Genomic DNA, 17481 nt, shown 5'->3' on the forward strand with positions numbered 1-17481 from the left:
CTGATGAAAATGATGCCAGTCAGCTAAACCTGACTGGCATTTTTTATGATTAAATAGATGATATTCAGAATTTATATAAGTATCCGAAATCATCATGACATCAACGTGGCGTTATTCTTCTTTACTGGCAGCGCTTCTGCTGCCAGTTTCTGTGGCTCAGGCCGATGAACTTCAGGCAAAACAGTACGCTGATTTTGACCGCTACGTGCTGGCCCTCTCCTGGCAAACCGGTTTCTGTCAAAGCCAACACGAGCGTAATCGTCAGGAACCCGACGAATGTCGTCTGCAAAAAGAGATTGCAGACAAAGTGGATTTTCTGACCGTTCACGGCCTGTGGCCCAGCCTGCCAAAATCGATCGCCGCTCGCGGGGTAGACAACCGCCGCTGGATGCGTTTTGGCTGCGCAACACGCCCCATTCCTAACCTGCCTGAAGCGCGCGCCAGCCGTAAATGCGCAGCGCCTGAAACCGGCCTGTCACTGGAGAGTGCGGCGAAACTGAGCGCGGTGATGCCAGGCGCTGGCGGAACATCCTGCCTGGAACGCTACGAGTATGCCAAACACGGCGCCTGTTTTGGTTTTGATCCCGACGTGTACTTTGGCACGATGGTGCGGCTGAATAATGAATTCAAAAACAGTGAAGCGGGCAAGTTCCTCGCGGATAACTACGGCAAAACCGTCAGCCGCAACGCATTTGACGCCGCTATCGCCAAAAGCTGGGGCAAAGAGAACGTCAAAGCCGTGAAGCTAAGCTGCCACGGCAATCCGGCTTATCTCACAGAGATCCAGCTATCCCTGAAAGCCGACACCATCAATCAACCGCTATCTGCGCAGTCATTCTTACCGCAGCCGCATCCGGGTAACTGCGGTAAACAGTTTATTATCGACAAGGCAGGATACTGAAAATCACGACCGACGCGCAAACCGGGCGTCGGTCTGCATGCTTAGCGTTGCAAACGGGCGTCCGGGCGAACCAGATCAAAACGGTGTGTTTCACTGATTGAATAGTACGCCGTGGGTCCACCCGCACGCAGTACCGGCTTCGCTTTCGCCGTCTGGTAGATGCCTTCTTCCAGTAGCGTTTCGTCTATATGGATGCCCACCACTTCTCCCAGCACCAGCCAGGTTTCTACAGGCGCGCCGTCAGCAGTGGTCAGTTGCAGAGTTTGCGATAAACGGCACTCAAAATTAACCGGGCTTTGCGCCACGCGCGGCACGCTGACAATCCGGCTGTCGGCTTTATTCAGCCCAGCGGCAAAAAACTCGTCCTCGCCGTGCGGCAAGCTGGCAGACGTTTCATTCATCGCGCCAGCCAGTTCAAGGGTGGTCAGGTTCCAGACAAACTCACCGGTTTCGACAATATTCCGCACGCTGTCTTTCCAGCCGCTGCTGGCAAAACCAATAATCGGCGGATGGTAGTTAAAGCAATTAAAGAAACTGTATGGCGCCAGGTTATGTCGCCCGTTACTGTCGCGCGACGCAATCCAGCCAATGGGGCGCGGTCCAATGATGGCATTTAGCGGGTCGTGCGGTAAGCCGTGTCCCTGTGATGGTTGATAGAAATACATAGCCTTCTCTGGTGTCATTAACGGTAGCGCAGCACGAATTATGCTTCGCTCATCTCCCTGGAAAAAGAAGATCAGCGTAGAACAATCCGTTAAAGATTACGACTGAATAAAGTTGAGCAGATCGCCATTGATCTGCTGTTTATGGGTGGTGCAAATACCGTGAGAACCTCCGGCATATACCTTCAACTGCGCATCTGGCAATATTTCCGCCGCGACCTTGCCGCAGGTTTCAAACGGGACAATCTGATCGTCATCGCCGTGGATCACCAGCGTCGGGATGGTCATTTTTTCGAGATCGCCACGCAGGTCTGTTTCTGAAAACGCATGAATGCAGTCGTACAACGCTTTGATGGACCCTTGTAAGCCCTGTTCAACAAAACTTTCCCGGACGGCTTTCGACTCTTTTGCGCCCGGACGGTTATAACCATAGAATGCCGCGGTCAGTTCATAGAAGAAGGCGGCGCGATCGTTCACTACCCCTTCCCGGATGCCATCAAACACCTCTTTCGGCACGCCATTCGGGTTAAAGTCGGTCTTGATCATGATGGGCGTCACCGCGCCAATTAACACCGCTTTTGCCACCCGCTGCGTCCCATGGCGGCCAATATAACGCGCCACTTCCCCACCGCCGGTAGAGTGCCCAACATGCACGGCATCTTTAAGATTGAGATGCGCGGTAAGTTCAGCCAGATCGTCAGCATACTGATCCATATTGTGGCCATCCCACGGTTGGGCCGAGCGGCCATGTCCGCGTCTGTCATGGGCGATCACACGAAATCCTTTCGACCCAAGAAACAGCATCTGATCCTCAAACGCATCTGCTGTCAGCGGCCAACCATGGCTGAACACGATGGGCTGTCCACTTCCCCAGTCTTTAAAATGCAAATAGCTGCCGTCTTTTAAGGTAAGTTTGTCGTACTGGCTCATGAGATCTCCTGTAGCGGAACACTGAGTTGTATTGACGCACCCGCAACGAGCGCTTAAAAAGCATAATGCAAATTGGAGAACGATCACGTTTTTCGGCTAAAATCACACCATATGCGACAATATTGATGATTTACCTGAATGTGAACTAAATCACTTCAAACATGGGGTAAGTCTCAGTATCATCATACAAGCTAAACCCTTGCCGCCTGACGGTGAGGGTTTTCTTTTGGGATTATTTACCTGCGCACCCGCAGTATCGACGACATGGAGTAATAAATGTCCAGACCAACTATCATCATTAACGACCTCGATGCGGAACGCATTGACCGCCTGTTGGAGCAACCTGCGTTTGCTGGTTTACCCATTGCCGACGCCCTGAACGCCGAGCTGGATCGCGCGCAAATGTGTTCTCCAGAAACCATGCCGCACGATGTCGTGACCATGAACAGCCGCGTGAAATTCCGCAATCTGAGTGATGGCGAAGTCCGTGTGCGTACCCTGGTGTATCCGGCTAATATGACTGACAGCAGCACACAGCTTTCCGTCATGGCGCCTGTTGGCGCGGCACTGCTGGGCCTGCGCGTTGGCGACACCATTCACTGGGAACTGCCGGGCGGTACATCAACACACCTCGAAGTCATCGAGCTTGAGTACCAACCAGAAGCTGCGGGCGACTACCTGCGCTAACTCTGTCTTATCAAAGCTATTCGCTTTATCTTGCAGGGGATGCATCTGCATCCTCTTTCCGGTTACTCCTCATCTCCCCGCTCCTCACGTTATTTCCTGTTCGCAAAACATAAATCTGTGCCGTGACTGACAGAATCATTTTTAATACTATGCTGTTATGTGTTCATGTAATGACAAGGAGAATGTTTATGTACAACACAATCATAATGCCTGTTGATGTATTCGAAATGGAACTGAGTGACAAGGCTATTCGCCATGCAGAATTCCTGGCACAGGAAAACGGCGTTATCCATCTGCTGCATGTGCTGCCAGGCTCAGCGAGCTTAAGCCTGCACCGCTTTGCGGCAGACGTTCGTCGTTTTGAAGAGCATCTGCAACACGAAGCGGAAACGCGTCTGCAAACAATGGTCGGTCACTTCAGCATCGATCCCTCCCGCATTAAACAACACGTGCGCTTTGGTAGCGTCCGTGACGTGGTCAACGAGTTGGGTGAAGAGTTGAATGCGGATGTGGTGGTCATTGGGTCACGTAACCCGTCCATCAGTACCCACCTGCTCGGCTCAAACGCCTCCAGCGTTGTCCGCCACGCCACTCTGCCGGTACTGGTTGTCCGTTAACAGCGACAATTTTGCTATCCCCCCAGCAAGAGGGGGGATACAGGGATAAAAAAACCGCCAGCGAATGACTGGCGGTTTTGGCATTGCAGGTGAGTCTTACTTTTTTATGCTACTGTGGTGCGAATCAGATAATCAAAGGAGCTTAACGAGGCTTTCGCGCCTTCGCCTGTCGCGATGATGATCTGCTTATAGGGTACGGTTGTGCAGTCACCTGCAGCGAAAACACCTTTCACGCTGGTTTCGCACTTCGCATCAATGATAATTTCACCCATGCGGTTACGTTCAACGGCGCCTTCCAGCCAGTTGGTGTTCGGCAGCAGACCAATCTGAACAAAAATACCTGCCAGTTCTACACTGTGAACATCGCCGCTCACGCGGTCACGATACTCGAGCCCAGTGACTTTGCTGCCATCGCCTTTTACTTCTGTCGTTTGCGCATTCAAAATGATGTCGACGTTTTTCAGACTACGCAGTTTATTCTGCAGCACCTGATCGGCCTTCATTTCAGGAGCAAACTCCAGCAGCGTCACATGTTCCACTATGCCCGCCAGATCGATAGCGGCTTCAACACCGGAGTTACCACCGCCAATCACCGCCACACGCTTGCCTTTAAACAGTGGGCCATCACAGTGCGGACAGTAAGTTACGCCTTTGGTGCGATATTGATCTTCGCCCGGAACATTCATGTTGCGCCATTTCGCACCGGTCGCGATGATAATGCTGCGCGCTTTCAGCACCGCGCCGGATGCCGTTTCAATCTGATGCAGCCCACCCTCCTGCGCCGCAGGAACCAGTTTGCTGGCACTTTGGCTGTCGATCACATCAACATCATAGTCATCAACGTGTGCTTTCAGCGCGCCAGCCAGTTTCTGGCCTTCGGTTTTCGGTACCGAGATATAGTTTTCAATATCAACGGTATCCAGAACCTGACCGCCAAAACGTTCGCCCATCAGACCGGTGCGGATACCTTTACGTGCAGAGTACACCGCCGCAGCCGCTCCCGCAGGGCCAGAACCAACAATCAGTACGTCATAAGCATCACGCTTGTTCAACTCTTCAGCCGCACGTTTCTCTGCGCCGGTGTCCACCTTCGCCACGATCTCAGTCAGCGTCATGCGACCCTGGCCGAACTCTTTACCGTTCATAAATACCGCCGGAACGCCCATCACGTTACGATCGGTGATTTCATTCTGGAACGTACCGCCGTCAATCGCCGTATGTTTAATGCGTGGGTTCAGTACCGACATCAGGTTCAGCGCCTGCACCACGTCCGGACAGTTATGGCAGGAGAGTGAATAATAGGTTTCAAATTCAAAATCACCGTCGAGATCGCGGATCTGCTCCAGCAACGCCTGCGCCTCTTTTGACGGATGACCACCTGTCCACAACAGCGCGAGCACCAGCGAGGTAAATTCATGGCCCAGCGGAGAACCCGCAAAGCGCGGCCCCTGGTGAGAGCCAGGATTGGTAATCAGGAACGATGGCTTACGCACTGCCAGAGTATTGTCTTCTGTGAAGGTGACTTTTTCTGACAGTTCAGCAATTTCAGTCAGCAGTTCCTTTATTTCTGCCGATTTAGCGCTGTCATCCAGCGTAGCAATCAGCTCAACAGGTTTGGTCAGTTTCTCAAGGTAAGCCCTGAGCTGGGTTTTCATATTTGTGTCGAGCATTCTTCTTCCCTCTCTGAAAACATCATCATGCAAGCCGACTTCGCGGGACTGCATTAATGCAACTTGCGTCATGGTGCTGGAATGAAACAGGCGCAAATTTGCGCCTGTGGAATGCCGGATGCACTATGTTTATCCGGCCTGCAAATTAGCTTAGATTTTACCAACCAGGTCTAAAGATGGAGCCAGTGTCGCTTCACCTTCTTTCCATTTAGCCGGGCAAACTTCACCTGGGTGGGATGCAACATACTGTGCAGCTTTAATTTTGCGCAGCAGGTCGGACGCATCACGGCCGATACCTTCAGCGGTAACTTCGATTGCCTGGATGATACCCTGCGGGTCAACAACGAAGGTTGCGCGGTCAGCCAGACCTTCATCTTCACGCATGTTGTCGAAGTTACGGGTCAGGGCGCCAGTCGGGTCGCCGATCATTGCATATTTGATTTTTGCGATGGTGTCAGAGCTGCTGTGCCATGCTTTGTGCGTAAAGTGGGTATCGGTAGAAACAGAGTAAACGTCTACGCCCAGTTTCTGCAGTTCTTCATAATGGTCTGCAACGTCGCCCAGTTCGGTCGGGCATACGAAGGTGAAGTCAGCCGGATAGAAGAAGAAGACGCTCCAGCGACCTTCGGTATCTTTCTCGGTTACTTCGATGAACTCACCGTTTTTGAACGCCTGGTTTTTGAAAGGTTTAATTTTGGTATTAATCAAAGACATCTGTACTTCCTCCGTGTTTTCGTTGAGAGATAAGTTAACGAAAATCTCTTCCAAGGGCTAATGCGTTTCCTTTATCAAATCAATAAGCGTTAACTAACAACTCCCTCAATCGAACCTAAAAGACAAAAGTAAAAAAGGCCCCCTTTGCAGGGAGCCTCATTACCCGAGCTACCCGCAGGTAACTTCAGTACCAGCAGAACTGGCTATGTGTTGCGCTCTACATTACCTTAACAAAGGTCGTAACAGCGATTGGGATTACATCACCCAACTAAAGAAAGGGCAATCGACAGACTGTCGATCTTACCTATGGCTGTGATAGGTTTTGCAATTCAGTCCCCTTTCCTTCTGATTTTATAAGGAAAATCAATGTTCAAGCGTACCTTACTCTTATCCTTGCTTCCCGCTTCGTTCATGCCGAAGAGCTACCTGCCCCTGTTAAAGCCATTGAGAAACAGGGCATTACTATTGTGAAACCTTTCGATGCCCCCGGCGGAATGAAAGGTTATCTGGGTAAATATCAGGATATGGGCGTCACTATCTACGTCACGCCCGACGGCAAACATGCTATCTCAGGCTACATGTACAATGAGAAAGGTGAAAACCTCAGTAATGCACTGATAGAAAAAGAGATCTATGCTCCAGCAGGGCGCGAGATGTGGCAGCGAATGGAAAAAGCCTCATGGATTCTGGATGGTAAGAAAGATGCCCCGGTGATTGTCTACGTGTTCGCCGATCCCTTCTGCCCTTATTGCAAACAGTTTTGGCAGCAGGGGCGTCCGTGGGTCGATTCCGGTAAAGTTCAGTTGCGTACGCTACTGGTGGGCGTAATCAAACCTGAAAGCCCGGCAACAGCTGCCGCAATCTTGTCGACAAAAGATCCGGCCAAAACCTGGCATGACTATGAAGCCTCCGGCGGCAAAATGAAGCTGGAAATTCCTGCCTCTCTCCCGCCCGAGCAGGTGAAGATACTCAATATCAATCAAAAGTTGATGGATGATTTGGGTGCTAACGTGACGCCAGCCATCTACTACATGAGTAAAGACAATACGCTGCAACAGGAAGTCGGGTTACCCGATGAGGAGAAATTAAACATTATCATGGGAAATAAATAAAGGTAATAAAATGAGTGATTGTTATCGTTCTCATTTCAATCACTCATCACATTTCTTTTTTTTCTCGTGAAAATTAAGTGTTTTGTGCTATGTTAGTTTAAATTAATCGTTCATTAAGCACTGAAACATAAAGCCTGTAAATAAGTACATTTCAAACTATTTCATAATTTAATTATTACAAATTTTACCGTCAGAGGAAAGTATACATGGCTAATCTTTACGATCTTAAAAAATTCGATCTAAACTTGCTTGTTATTTTTGAATGTATCTATCAGCACCTGAGCATCAGCAAGGCTGCGGAAACACTTTTTATTACGCCTTCAGCCGTGAGTCAGTCATTGCAACGACTTCGTACTCAGTTTAACGATCCATTGTTCATTCGCTCAGGAAAAGGCATCACGCCTACGGTAACTGGCATCAATCTTCATCATCATCTGGAACAAAACCTCAACTCACTGGAGCAAACAATTAACATCATGCATAACTCCAGTTTAAAGAAAAAATTTATCATTTATTGCCCGCCAATGACAACCAGTTTTCATTTACACGAAGTAGTTCATTCCCTCCGAGAAGATTCTGATATTGATATTGAAATTGAGCATCATGACATTCTAATGAGCGCGGAAACTGCTGAAAATATTTTATCTTACCGCAAAGCGGATCTGGTATTGACAATCGTACCAGTACATAACCGCTCCATTGTATGCATGCCGTTAAAAACGATTGAAGGGGTGTTAGTCCGTAACAGTAACCATCCCCGAATTAATGATTCAAGTACCATAGAGCAATTATTAAAGGAAAAATTTACATTATTCCTCACTGAGGAACAGGGGATGAAAGATTATCAATCACAAACGAATCATTTTTTAGCCAATCGTAAAATTGGTTTCAGTAGCGACTCTTTGATTTCAATCGTTAACGTTATATCAAACACTGATATCATTGGTGTTATACCCAGAGTTATGTACGATTTTTACTCCCCTGTCTTTAATCTCAAAGAGATTAGCGTCGATATGAAATTACCGTCAGCAAAACTGTATATGATGTATAACCGCGCTTCGCTTTCTAACGATTCCTTTGCCTCATATATAAAAAAAATCATACCAGATAGCGAATAAACGCCTGTTAAACATTTTCCCGATGGGTATAATTAATTCATATTAACAATTCATTAAAGTTATTTATTGAAATGATGAATAAGTTGTAAAAATTACGACACATATAGATTAGCATTTCTTATGCTGACCATTTACCATAGCGGGGAATAACAGCGCCTCACTATGGATTTGATATGTCTGTTTATAAAATACCTCTAACTCAACATGTACTTGAAGCCGCACAGGAGCGCATTACATGGACGCTCAACACACTGCCGCGCATTTGTGTTTCATTATCGGGAGGAAAAGATTCCGGTCTTATGCTCCATCTTACAGCCACCCTTGCCCGCCAGTTACAGAAAAAAATTAGCGTATTATTTATTGACTGGGAAGCTCAGTTTTCCTGCACTATCGATTATGTCCAGGCGCTACGCGAGAGTTATTCCGATGTTATCGAAGAATTTTATTGGGTCGCATTACCTCTGACCACACAAAACGCGCTTTCACAATATCAACCCGAATGGCAGTGCTGGGAGCCGAATATACAGTGGGTGCGTCAGCCACCAGCCGATGCCATAACCGACCCCAATTTCTTTTCTTTCTATCAGCCCGGTATGACCTTTGAGCTTTTTGTTCGCGAGTTCGCAGATTGGTTTTCACAAAAGCGTCCCGCAGCGATGATGGTCGGCATTCGCGCGGACGAGTCCTATAACCGCTTTGTGGCCATCGCCAACTCGCGTAAGCAACGTTTTGCCGATGACAAGCCGTGGACGACGGCAGCGCCAGGTGGACACACCTGGTATATTTATCCGTTATATGACTGGAAAACAGCCGATATCTGGACATGGTTTGCAAAGACAAAAATGCCATGCAATCCCTTGTATAACCTGATGTATCAGGCCGGAGTCCCAACACGATATATGCGTATTTGCGAGCCCTTTGGACCAGAACAACGCCAGGGGCTGTGGCTGTACCATGTCATTGAGCCACAGCGATGGGCGGCTATGTGCGCCCGCGTCAGCGGCGTTAAAAGCGGCGGGATTTACGCCGGTCATGACAACCATTTTTACGGTCATCGGAAAATACTCAAACCAGAGCATTTAAGTTGGCAGCAATACGCCATGCTGCTATTACACAGCATGCCAGAACAGACCGCAGAACATTACCGCAACAAAATCGCTGTCTATATACAGTGGTATAAGAAAAAAGGCATGGACAATATCCCGGAAAGTCAGGAAGGCGATATTGGTTCCAGGGATATCCCCTCATGGAGAAGGATCTGCAAAGTACTCCTGAATAATGATTACTGGTGTCGGGCACTTTCGTTCAGCCCCACAAAAACGAAAAACTACCAGCGATATACTGAACGCATGAAAACCAAACGTCAGGAATGGGGGTTGTTATGCAACAACGATTAACACAGGAACTCCTCGGCTTTCTTTCTGGTTTGCCAGAAAAAGATAGAATTGAAGCCATTAATGAATTCAGAATGGCAATCCACAGCGTCAGTCCATTTCGTGAAGAACCAGTAGATTGCGTGTTATGGATTAAAAGCGATCACATTTCGCCCAATGATTACAATCCTAATAACGTTGCGCCGCCGGAGAAAAAGCTGCTGTTGAAATCCATCGAAGCGGATGGCTTCACCCAGCCGATTGTCGTGGTTCACTCAACGGAAGAAGAGTATGAAATCATCGATGGCTTTCACCGCCATGAATTAGGAAAAAACAAAGCATCGCTAAAACCACGATTAAAAGGCTATCTGCCCGTCGCCTGCCTGGAACGCGATCGCCATGAACGTATGGCGGCGACAATCCGCCATAACCGCGCCCGCGGACGCCACCAAATCCACGCCATGTCGGAAATCGTGCGTGAATTATCGCAACTGGGCTGGAGTGAAGAAAAAATCGCTAAAGAACTCGGCATGGATAACGATGAAGTGTTGCGACTGAAACAAATCAACGGCCTGCAGGAGTTATTTGCCGACCGTCGGTTTTCCAAAGCCTGGACAGTAAAATAATTACAGCGAAACCAGACGCTCTGCGGCTGCTAACAGCGTCGATTCTTGCTTGGCAAAACATAGGCGGATCAGCTTATGCGGGAAAGGATCGGCGCAGAACACCGACAGCGGTATCGCCGCAACCCCCACTTCTTTAGTTAACCACTGACAAAACTCAACGTCAGTAAGCGTTGAGACCGCACTGTAATCGACCAGCAGAAAATAGGTCCCCTCACACGGCAGAATTTCCAGTCGGCTGTCGCGTAACGCATTCACCAGCACATCACGCTTTCTCTGATAAAACGCGGGCAGCTCGCGGTAGTGTATTGGGCTCTCCCGCAGCATATCCGCCAGCGCCAGCTGAGCCGGTGTGTTGACTGAGAACGTCAGGTACTGATGGACTTTGCGTAGCTCGGCGCTAATGGCGTCGGGTGCAACGCAATAGCCGACTTTCCAGCCGGTCATATGATACGTTTTACCGAAAGATGAAACGGCAACAGCGCGTTCCCGTAGCTGCGGATGAGCCAGCACGCTTGCATGTCCATGAGCGGCAAAGCAGATATGCTCATACACTTCGTCGCTAATAACAAAAATCTCGCGCTCTTTAATCGCCTGCCATAACGCATCAAAATCAGCGCGCTGCCAGACGGTAGCAGATGGGTTATGCGGTGTATTGAGGATCACTAACCGGGTGCGCTCGCTGAGTAACGTGGCAAATTCCTGCCAGTTCACACGAAATGACGGCGGTTGCAACGCAATACGTTTCACCACGCCGCCGGATAACGCCACCGCAGGCGCGTAGCTGTCGTAGCTCGGATCAAAACAGATGACTTCATCACCAGGCCGCACCAGCGCCGTAATGGCTGCATACAATGCTTCTGTGGCCCCTGCCGTGACGGTGACTTCACTTGTCGCATCGGGCTTATAACCGTACAACTCCGCGGTTTTATCGGCAATGGCTTCGCGCAGCGGCTGCACGCCCGTCATCGGCGCATACTGGTTAGCGCCATGCGCGACATGATATGCCAGACGTTCCTGCAAGAAATGTGGACCGTCAAAATCAGGAAATCCCTGCGAGAGGTTAATGGCCTGATGCTGCTGTGCCAGCGCGCTCATTTGCGTAAATATTGTGGTCCCCAGATTTGGGAGCTTGCTTTGCACAATCAGTGGGTTATTGCTCATTATTGTTATCCCGACGTGTGATGTTGTTGTTGAAGCCACTATAGCACGATGTTAGTATTTGGCAATCAAGACGTTCAGACGTCTATATAAAAATAACCTGCCAGATCAGGACAGCACAAGGACAACACAACATGAGTAATACCGAGATTCGCGTCGTCACCGGCCCGGCTAACTACTTTTCCCACACCGGTAGCCTCTCCAGACTGCACGACTTTTTCACCCCGGATCAACTCTCACACGCCGTCTGGGTCTACGGTGAGCGAGCTATCGCCGCGGCGCGTCCTTATCTGCCAGAAGCTTTTCATCTTGCCGAAGCTAAGCGCCTGTTGTTTACGGGACATTGCAGCGAAACCGATGTTGCTCAACTGGCAAAAGAATCGGGAGATGATCGCAGCATCGTGATTGGCGTGGGTGGCGGTACACTGCTCGATACGGCTAAAGCGCTGGCTCGCCGCCTTGATTTACCTTTCGTGGCGATCCCGACTATTGCCGCCACCTGCGCGGCCTGGACGCCGCTTTCCGTCTGGTACAACGATGCCGGTCAGGCGCTGCATTTCGAAATATTCGACGATGCCAATTTTTTGGTGCTGGTTGAGACACGAATCATACTTAACGCGCCTGAAGAGTATTTACTGGCCGGTATTGGCGATACGCTGGCGAAATGGTATGAGGCAGTGGTGCTGGCTCCGCAGCCAGAAACGCTACCTCTGACCGTACGTCTGGGCATCAACGGCGCGCTGGCCATCCGCGACGTCCTGCTGGAAAGCAGCGAGCAGGCACTGGCAGATAAGCAGCGTGGTGAACTAACCCAGGCGTTTTGCGACGTGGTGGATGCGATTATAGCCGGCGGCGGTATGGTCGGCGGCCTGGGCGAGCGCTACACCCGTGTGGCGGCGGCACATTCGGTCCATAACGGTCTGACCGTCCTCCCGCAAACGGAGAAATTTCTCCATGGCACCAAAGTGGCATACGGCATACTGGTGCAGTGCGCACTGCTTGGACAAGATGATGTGCTGGCGCAACTTGTCACCGCTTATCAGCGGTTCAATCTCCCCACCAGGCTGGCCCAGTTAGACGTGGATATAGCAAATCGCGCTGAGATCGATAAGGTGATTGCGCATACCCTGCGCCCGGTCGAATCTATTCATGCGCTGCCGGTAACGTTAACGCCAGATACCCTGCGCGCAGCGTTTGAGAAGGTAGAATCGTTTACGGTGTGACTATGGTGCAGGTTGCCTGATGACGGCTTCGCCTTATCAGGCCTACGGCCAAAGCATTGTTGTAGGCCGGATAAGCGTCAGCGCATCCGGCAAAAAATTAACAGCACTTCGCGCCGCCTTTGCCCCCATAGCGCGCATCCTGCCGCTCGCGGAAAAACTCTTCGTAGGTCATTGGCGTCTGATCCGGATGCGTGACGCGCATATGCTCAACATAGTTGTCATAATCCGGCACACCGATCATCAAGCGGGCGGTTTGCCCTAAATACTTCCCGGCTTTGGAGAGCGTTTCAAACATAGTGATTCCCTGTCGTACAAACGCCCTCCCCGTACCGGAGAGGGCTTGTTGGTTAAGAGAATATTAGTGCGCGCCTTTCGCCTGCGCCACGATCTCTTCGACATTCTCAGGCATTGGTTCGTACGGCGTTTCTTTCGAAGTCGGTTTGTCCTCTTTCAGCGCCGCCAGCGCAGTTTTAATCGAGAACAGCCCCAGCACCACGACGACCACCATGAAGAAAATAGTGAGGCCCGCGTCCAGGCGGTTGTTAAACACCAGTTGCGTCAGCTGCGACTGGGTGTACTGCGCCGGAATATTACCGCTGTCGATCATCGCCTGGAACTTGTTGGCGATAGCCAGGAAGCCAATTTTCGCATCCGGGCTAAACGCTTTCTGCCAGCCCGCAGTCAGAGTACAAATCAGCAACCAGGCCGTTGGCACCAGCGCCACCCATGCGTAGCGCTGACGTTTCATCTTGAACAACACCACCGCACAGAGCATCAATGCCATACCGGCCAGCATCTGGTTGGCGATACCAAACAGCGGCCACAGGGTGTTGATACCGCCCAGTGGATCCACCACGCCCTGGTGTAAGAAGTAACCCCAGGCCAGTACGCACAGCGCTGTAGCCAACAGGTTCGCAGGCAGTGAGTCGGTACGTTTCAGGCTCGGTGATACCACGCCTAACAGATCCTGCAGCATAAAGCGTGCGGCGCGTGTACCGGCGTCAACTGCCGTCAGAATAAACAGGGCTTCAAACAGAATGGCGAAGTGATACCAGAACGCCACATCCATCATGCCGCCCAGCGCACCATGCAGAATATACGCCATCCCAACGGCCAACGTCGGCGCACCGCCTGCGCGGGAAATGATGGATTGTTCGCCGACTTCATTGGCGATTTGATGCAAGGTGTCCGGAGTAATAGCAAAGCCCCAACTGCTGACCACCTGCGCCGCAGAAGCCACGACATCCGCCGTACCCGCCGGAGCCAACACCGCCATCGGGCTGTTCATCGCAAAGTACACGCCCGGATCGATGATGCACGCGGAAACCAGCGCCATAATGGCGACAAAGGATTCCATTAACATTCCGCCATAGCCGATAAAACAGGCCTGCCCTTCGTTCGCCAGCATCTTCGGCGTGGTACCGGAAGAGATCAGCGCGTGGAAGCCAGATACCGCACCACAGGCAATGGTAATAAACAGGAACGGGAACAGGTTACCGGTCCAGACCGGGCCAGTACCGTCAACAAACTTGGTCAGCGCAGGCATGGTCAGCGTCGGACGCATGATCAAAATCCCTACCGCCAGGCCAACAATGGTGCCGATTTTCAGGAAAGTAGAGAGATAATCACGTGGGGCCAGCAACAGCCATACCGGCAGCACGGCAGCGACAAAGCCGTAGCCCACCAGCATCCACGTCAGTTGTACGCCGGTAAAGTCAAAATACGGTGCCCAGGTCGGACTTTCGGCCACCCAACCGCCGGAAATAATGGCAAACACCAGGAATACCAGACCGATGACCGACACTTCGCCAATGCGACCCGGACGCAGATAACGCAGGTAGATCCCCATAAAGATCGCCAGCGGAATGGTAAACGCGACGGTGTAGGTTCCCCACGGGCTGTGGGTCAGCGCTTTCACGACGATCATCGCCAGTACCGCGAGGATAATCACCATGATCATAAAACAGGCTACCAGCGCAATAACGCCCGCCGTTGGGCCCATCTCTTCTTTCACCAGTTCGCCAAGGGAACGACCATCGCGACGGGTAGAAACAAACAGCACCATGAAGTCCTGCACAGCCCCCGCGAGTACCACCCCGGCAAGCAGCCAGATCATACCCGGCAGATAACCCATTTGTGCCGCCAGTACCGGCCCGACTAACGGACCCGCCCCGGCAATCGCCGCAAAATGGTGACCGAACAGCACTTTTTTATCGGTAGGAACATAATCCAGACCGTCGTTATGGCGCACGGCTGGCGTCATACGCGTCGGGTCCAGCGCCAGCACATTTTTCGCAATGTACAGGCCATAGAAACGGTAAGCGATAAGGTAGACACAGACCGACGCCACGACTATCCACAACGCGTTGATCTGTTCACCACGGTTTAATGCGATATAGCCGAGGGCAAATGCTCCCATCACAGAGAGCACTGTCCAGACGAGGTACTTCCCTGATTTATTCATATTGATTATCCGTTGTCCAGGTCAGAGAGATGTTACATTTTGTTTCTATAACATCTTTTCTGAATTTAACAACATGACAACCATACAAACCCGAAGTATCACTGAGTTTTTACATTGCAGTGTTAACTAGATCACTTCATTTACCTGTTAACCCTGCAATTTCATTTTACTTTGTCGGGCGAGTTCACCCCATCACCGCAGTACCTAATCGGCAGGTACAACAGCGTCGTCCTTGCTCATCAAAGATGACGATTTCCCAGCTTTGATTCTGCCGTCCGAGATGCAGCGGCTGACAAACGCCGCGCACTTTGCCCTGCGAAACCGCCCGATGGTGCGTGGCGTTCAGTTCTGTACCGACCACACACTGCCCGTCGCGGGTCATCAGATAACCCGCCATTGAACCCAACGTTTCGGCCAGTGCCGCCGACGCGCCGCCGTGCAGCAAACCAAACGGCTGATGCGTGCGGGTATCAACCGGCATTTCGGCCTCCAGCACATCATCGCCCAGCCGGGTATAAAGGATGCTTAAGTGCGCGACCATGGTGTTGTGGCTGGTGGCATTTAATTCATCCAGCGTGAGATGGCGTTTCCAGATCATCATCATGCTCCCAGCGTTGAGCCGCCATCCACCACGATATCCTGTAGCGTAATGTGGCTGGCAAGGTCGGAGGCGAGGAATAAAATGGTGTTGGCGATCTCCTGCGGTCTGGCGATTTTCCCCAACGGGATACCAAGCTTAAACTGTTCGCCAAACCCGCGAATACGCTGCTCCTCCGCGTCATCACTGACCCATAACGTGCGCTGCATGTCAGTATCGGTCGAGCCAGGCGACACCACATTACAGCGCACACCGCTGCCCGCCAGTTCCAGTCCGACGGTGAGCGCCAGGCTTTTTAGCGCGGCTTTTGACGCCCCATAAGCACTCATGCCGATCCGCGGCGTGTGCGCCGCATCTGAGGCGACGGTCACGATCGCCCCGCCCTGCTGGCGACGAAACTGCGCCATCGTCTGCTGAAACAGATTGAACGCGCCGCCAACGTTAACGGCAAACGTCTGCTGCCACTCTTCAACGCTCAGCGCGTCAGTGGCCCCCATGCGCAGAATACCGGCGGCATTGACCAACACATCCAGCCGCTCGCATGCTTTAAGGACTCGCTGGCACACCTCAGCCACCTGCCCGGCATCGGCCACATTCAGCACTTCGATCGCAAACGGGTAGTTATCCTGAGGAAATTCGCGATCGAAGCCAGTCACCTGCGCGCCGGCTTTCACAAATGCCAGTGCCGTAGTGTAGCCAATGCCTTTACCCGCGCCGGTCACCCAGATGGTTTTCCCGGTAAAATCAAATCCGGCCATCAGTTCACCTCGCGGGAGAGTAGCTTCCACCAGGCGTCTATGGTCGGGTTTTTCGCCAGCATCACGAAATCAATATCGCCATGAACTTTACGCCAGCGCGCCGCCAGCGCCATCATGCGCACGGAATCCAGCCCGTAGTCGATCAGGTTTTCGTCATCCATTGGCTCCTCGGACTCATCCAACAGCGGCAGAATCACGCTGCGCAGCGCCTCTTTACTCACCGGAACCGGCGTCGGCAAAAGTTCCTGGGTCATCACCACCCGACCGGAACGTCCCGCCACGTATTTCAGCGACATCAGGTGTTCATCACGGCTGAAGTCCGCCAGCGCATCGGCGACCATAAACGGCTTGATATCGCGCATGAACGCGTCAGTCGCAGTGGTCATGCAGCCAATATGGGCATACACACCGGTAATAATCAGTTGATTTCGGCCAGTATCTTTAAGCATCTGCTCCAGCGGAGAGCGATGAAATGCGCTGTAACGCCATTTCACCAGGATGGTATCCGCCTCATCGGGAGCCAGCGCATCAACGATCTTTTGCTGTTCCGGCGAACGCGTCAGGCCTGGTCCCCACATATCATTCAGCAGGGCGCGGTCTTCATCGCTCTGTTCTTTGGGTTGCGCGGTGTAATACACCGGGATGTTGTGCTCTTTGCAGAACTGACGCAGTGCGGCAATGTTAGCCACCACTTGCGCCATCATCGGGCAGTTATCACCCCAAAAGCCGATAAAATAGTCCTGCATGTCGTGGATCAGTAGCGCGGCGCGTTCAGGTTCAAACGTCCAGTCGACTTTATTGGCTGGAACATCAAGCGCCGTAGGCAGTGCATAAGCCTGCAGTTTAGGAATTGCCATCTCTTTTTCTCCT

17 protein-coding genes and 1 pseudogene are annotated in these 17481 nt (G+C 51.4%); 8 read left to right on the plus strand and 10 right to left on the minus strand.

Going from position 1 to position 17481, the window contains the following annotated elements; genetic code table 11:
- Positions 1 to 94 precede the first annotated feature (94 nt).
- A complete protein-coding gene (gene rna / locus AC534G_RS18225; RefSeq protein ID WP_069323149.1) occupies positions 95 to 901 on the plus strand; it encodes a ribonuclease I in 807 nt (268 codons plus the stop codon).
- A 41-nt stretch (positions 902 to 942) separates the two neighbouring features.
- Here rna and AC534G_RS18230 read toward each other — a convergent pair whose 3' ends face one another.
- Both AC534G_RS18230 and AC534G_RS18235 read right to left on the minus strand, forming a co-directional pair.
- Positions 943 to 1566: a flavin reductase family protein gene (locus tag AC534G_RS18230; protein WP_087857129.1), complete on the minus strand. Its 624-nt coding sequence runs from the start codon at positions 1564 to 1566 to the stop codon at positions 943 to 945.
- A gap of 96 nt (positions 1567 to 1662) precedes the next feature.
- Entirely contained in the window at positions 1663 to 2493 is an 831-nt protein-coding gene (locus AC534G_RS18235; RefSeq protein WP_038638697.1) for an alpha/beta fold hydrolase, read from the minus strand.
- 276 nt (positions 2494 to 2769) lie between these two features.
- Between AC534G_RS18235 and rnk the strand changes: the two genes are divergently transcribed.
- Positions 2770 to 3180: a nucleoside diphosphate kinase regulator gene (rnk, locus tag AC534G_RS18240; protein WP_005120853.1), complete on the plus strand. Its 411-nt coding sequence runs from the start codon at positions 2770 to 2772 to the stop codon at positions 3178 to 3180.
- 188 nt (positions 3181 to 3368) lie between these two features.
- Positions 3369 to 3797 (plus strand): universal stress protein UspG, encoded by a 429-nt coding sequence (gene uspG, locus AC534G_RS18245; protein ID WP_016152215.1) that lies wholly within the window; start codon positions 3369 to 3371, stop codon positions 3795 to 3797.
- Positions 3798 to 3901: 104 nt separating this feature from the next.
- On the opposite strand, the gene ahpF is transcribed toward uspG, so the two are convergent.
- Positions 3902 to 5467: an alkyl hydroperoxide reductase subunit F gene (ahpF, locus tag AC534G_RS18250; RefSeq protein WP_038638660.1), complete on the minus strand. Its 1566-nt coding sequence runs from the start codon at positions 5465 to 5467 to the stop codon at positions 3902 to 3904.
- Positions 5468 to 5617: 150 nt separating this feature from the next.
- Positions 5618 to 6181 carry an alkyl hydroperoxide reductase subunit C gene (gene ahpC / locus AC534G_RS18255; RefSeq protein WP_004859485.1) on the minus strand — a complete coding sequence of 188 codons (564 nt, stop codon included), beginning with the start codon at positions 6179 to 6181 and terminating at the stop codon, positions 5618 to 5620.
- Between the two features lie 366 nt (positions 6182 to 6547).
- On the opposite strand from ahpC, the pseudogene dsbG reads away from it, so the two are divergent.
- From dsbG to AC534G_RS18275, 4 genes and pseudogenes are all read left to right on the plus strand, one after another.
- Positions 6548 to 7293, plus strand: a pseudogene (gene dsbG, locus AC534G_RS18260) (thiol:disulfide interchange protein DsbG).
- Between the two features lie 206 nt (positions 7294 to 7499).
- A complete protein-coding gene (citR, locus tag AC534G_RS18265) occupies positions 7500 to 8411 on the plus strand; it encodes a DNA-binding transcriptional repressor CitR (protein ID WP_110498582.1) in 912 nt (303 codons plus the stop codon).
- Between the two features lie 173 nt (positions 8412 to 8584).
- On the plus strand, positions 8585 to 9808 hold the full coding sequence (locus AC534G_RS18270; RefSeq protein ID WP_038638652.1) for a phosphoadenosine phosphosulfate reductase: 1224 nt from the start codon (positions 8585 to 8587) through the stop codon (positions 9806 to 9808).
- Positions 9793 to 10410: an IbrB-like domain-containing protein gene (locus tag AC534G_RS18275; RefSeq protein ID WP_038638649.1), complete on the plus strand. Its 618-nt coding sequence runs from the start codon at positions 9793 to 9795 to the stop codon at positions 10408 to 10410. Before AC534G_RS18270 ends, AC534G_RS18275 begins: the two co-directional genes overlap by 16 nt.
- Here AC534G_RS18275 and AC534G_RS18280 read toward each other — a convergent pair whose 3' ends face one another.
- On the minus strand, positions 10411 to 11571 hold the full coding sequence (locus AC534G_RS18280) for a pyridoxal phosphate-dependent aminotransferase (RefSeq protein WP_085047541.1): 1161 nt from the start codon (positions 11569 to 11571) through the stop codon (positions 10411 to 10413).
- Between the two features lie 131 nt (positions 11572 to 11702).
- Here AC534G_RS18280 and AC534G_RS18285 point away from each other — a divergent pair, with 131 nt between their 5' ends.
- The gene (locus AC534G_RS18285; protein ID WP_110498583.1) at positions 11703 to 12791 is read left to right on the plus strand and encodes an oxidoreductase; all 1089 of its coding nucleotides are present in this window, start codon (positions 11703 to 11705) and stop codon (positions 12789 to 12791) included.
- A 97-nt stretch (positions 12792 to 12888) separates the two neighbouring features.
- Here AC534G_RS18285 and AC534G_RS18290 read toward each other — a convergent pair whose 3' ends face one another.
- The 5 genes from AC534G_RS18290 to AC534G_RS18310 all read right to left on the minus strand — a co-directional run bounded on the left by AC534G_RS18290 (position 12889) and on the right by AC534G_RS18310 (position 17468).
- The gene (locus AC534G_RS18290) at positions 12889 to 13086 is read right to left on the minus strand and encodes a YbdD/YjiX family protein (protein ID WP_006685574.1); all 198 of its coding nucleotides are present in this window, start codon (positions 13084 to 13086) and stop codon (positions 12889 to 12891) included.
- Between the two features lie 63 nt (positions 13087 to 13149).
- Positions 13150 to 15255, minus strand: coding sequence for a pyruvate/proton symporter CstA (gene cstA / locus AC534G_RS18295; RefSeq protein ID WP_006685575.1), 2106 nt, complete (start codon positions 15253 to 15255; stop codon positions 13150 to 13152).
- Between the two features lie 184 nt (positions 15256 to 15439).
- A complete protein-coding gene (entH, locus tag AC534G_RS18300; protein ID WP_110498845.1) occupies positions 15440 to 15853 on the minus strand; it encodes a proofreading thioesterase EntH in 414 nt (137 codons plus the stop codon).
- Between the two features lie 2 nt (positions 15854 to 15855).
- Positions 15856 to 16611 (minus strand): 2,3-dihydro-2,3-dihydroxybenzoate dehydrogenase EntA, encoded by a 756-nt coding sequence (gene entA / locus AC534G_RS18305; protein ID WP_110498584.1) that lies wholly within the window; start codon positions 16609 to 16611, stop codon positions 15856 to 15858.
- Complete coding sequence (locus AC534G_RS18310) at positions 16611 to 17468, minus strand: isochorismatase (RefSeq protein WP_069323134.1); 858 nt, start codon at positions 17466 to 17468, stop codon at positions 16611 to 16613. Before AC534G_RS18310 ends, entA begins: the two co-directional genes overlap by 1 nt.
- Positions 17469 to 17481: the final 13 nt, after the last annotated feature.

It is taken from the genome of Citrobacter sp. CRE-46, assembly GCF_059615875.1.

What these genes read in the sequence shown, in the direction of transcription:
- rna (WP_069323149.1), top strand. Translation starts at nt 95, where the DNA reads ATGACATCAACGTGGCGTTATTCTTCTTTACTGGCAGCGCTTCTGCTG.
- AC534G_RS18230 (WP_087857129.1), bottom strand. Translation starts at nt 1,566, where the DNA reads ATGTATTTCTATCAACCATCACAGGGACACGGCTTACCGCACGACCCG.
- AC534G_RS18235 (WP_038638697.1), bottom strand. Translation starts at nt 2,493, where the DNA reads ATGAGCCAGTACGACAAACTTACCTTAAAAGACGGCAGCTATTTGCAT.
- rnk (WP_005120853.1), top strand. Translation starts at nt 2,770, where the DNA reads ATGTCCAGACCAACTATCATCATTAACGACCTCGATGCGGAACGCATT.
- uspG (WP_016152215.1), top strand. Translation starts at nt 3,369, where the DNA reads ATGTACAACACAATCATAATGCCTGTTGATGTATTCGAAATGGAACTG.
- ahpF (WP_038638660.1), bottom strand. Translation starts at nt 5,467, where the DNA reads ATGCTCGACACAAATATGAAAACCCAGCTCAGGGCTTACCTTGAGAAA.
- ahpC (WP_004859485.1), bottom strand. Translation starts at nt 6,181, where the DNA reads ATGTCTTTGATTAATACCAAAATTAAACCTTTCAAAAACCAGGCGTTC.
- citR (WP_110498582.1), top strand. Translation starts at nt 7,500, where the DNA reads ATGGCTAATCTTTACGATCTTAAAAAATTCGATCTAAACTTGCTTGTT.
- AC534G_RS18270 (WP_038638652.1), top strand. Translation starts at nt 8,585, where the DNA reads ATGTCTGTTTATAAAATACCTCTAACTCAACATGTACTTGAAGCCGCA.
- AC534G_RS18275 (WP_038638649.1), top strand. Translation starts at nt 9,793, where the DNA reads ATGCAACAACGATTAACACAGGAACTCCTCGGCTTTCTTTCTGGTTTG.
- AC534G_RS18280 (WP_085047541.1), bottom strand. Translation starts at nt 11,571, where the DNA reads ATGAGCAATAACCCACTGATTGTGCAAAGCAAGCTCCCAAATCTGGGG.
- AC534G_RS18285 (WP_110498583.1), top strand. Translation starts at nt 11,703, where the DNA reads ATGAGTAATACCGAGATTCGCGTCGTCACCGGCCCGGCTAACTACTTT.
- AC534G_RS18290 (WP_006685574.1), bottom strand. Translation starts at nt 13,086, where the DNA reads ATGTTTGAAACGCTCTCCAAAGCCGGGAAGTATTTAGGGCAAACCGCC.
- cstA (WP_006685575.1), bottom strand. Translation starts at nt 15,255, where the DNA reads ATGAATAAATCAGGGAAGTACCTCGTCTGGACAGTGCTCTCTGTGATG.
- entH (WP_110498845.1), bottom strand. Translation starts at nt 15,853, where the DNA reads ATGATCTGGAAACGCCATCTCACGCTGGATGAATTAAATGCCACCAGC.
- entA (WP_110498584.1), bottom strand. Translation starts at nt 16,611, where the DNA reads ATGGCCGGATTTGATTTTACCGGGAAAACCATCTGGGTGACCGGCGCG.
- AC534G_RS18310 (WP_069323134.1), bottom strand. Translation starts at nt 17,468, where the DNA reads ATGGCAATTCCTAAACTGCAGGCTTATGCACTGCCTACGGCGCTTGAT.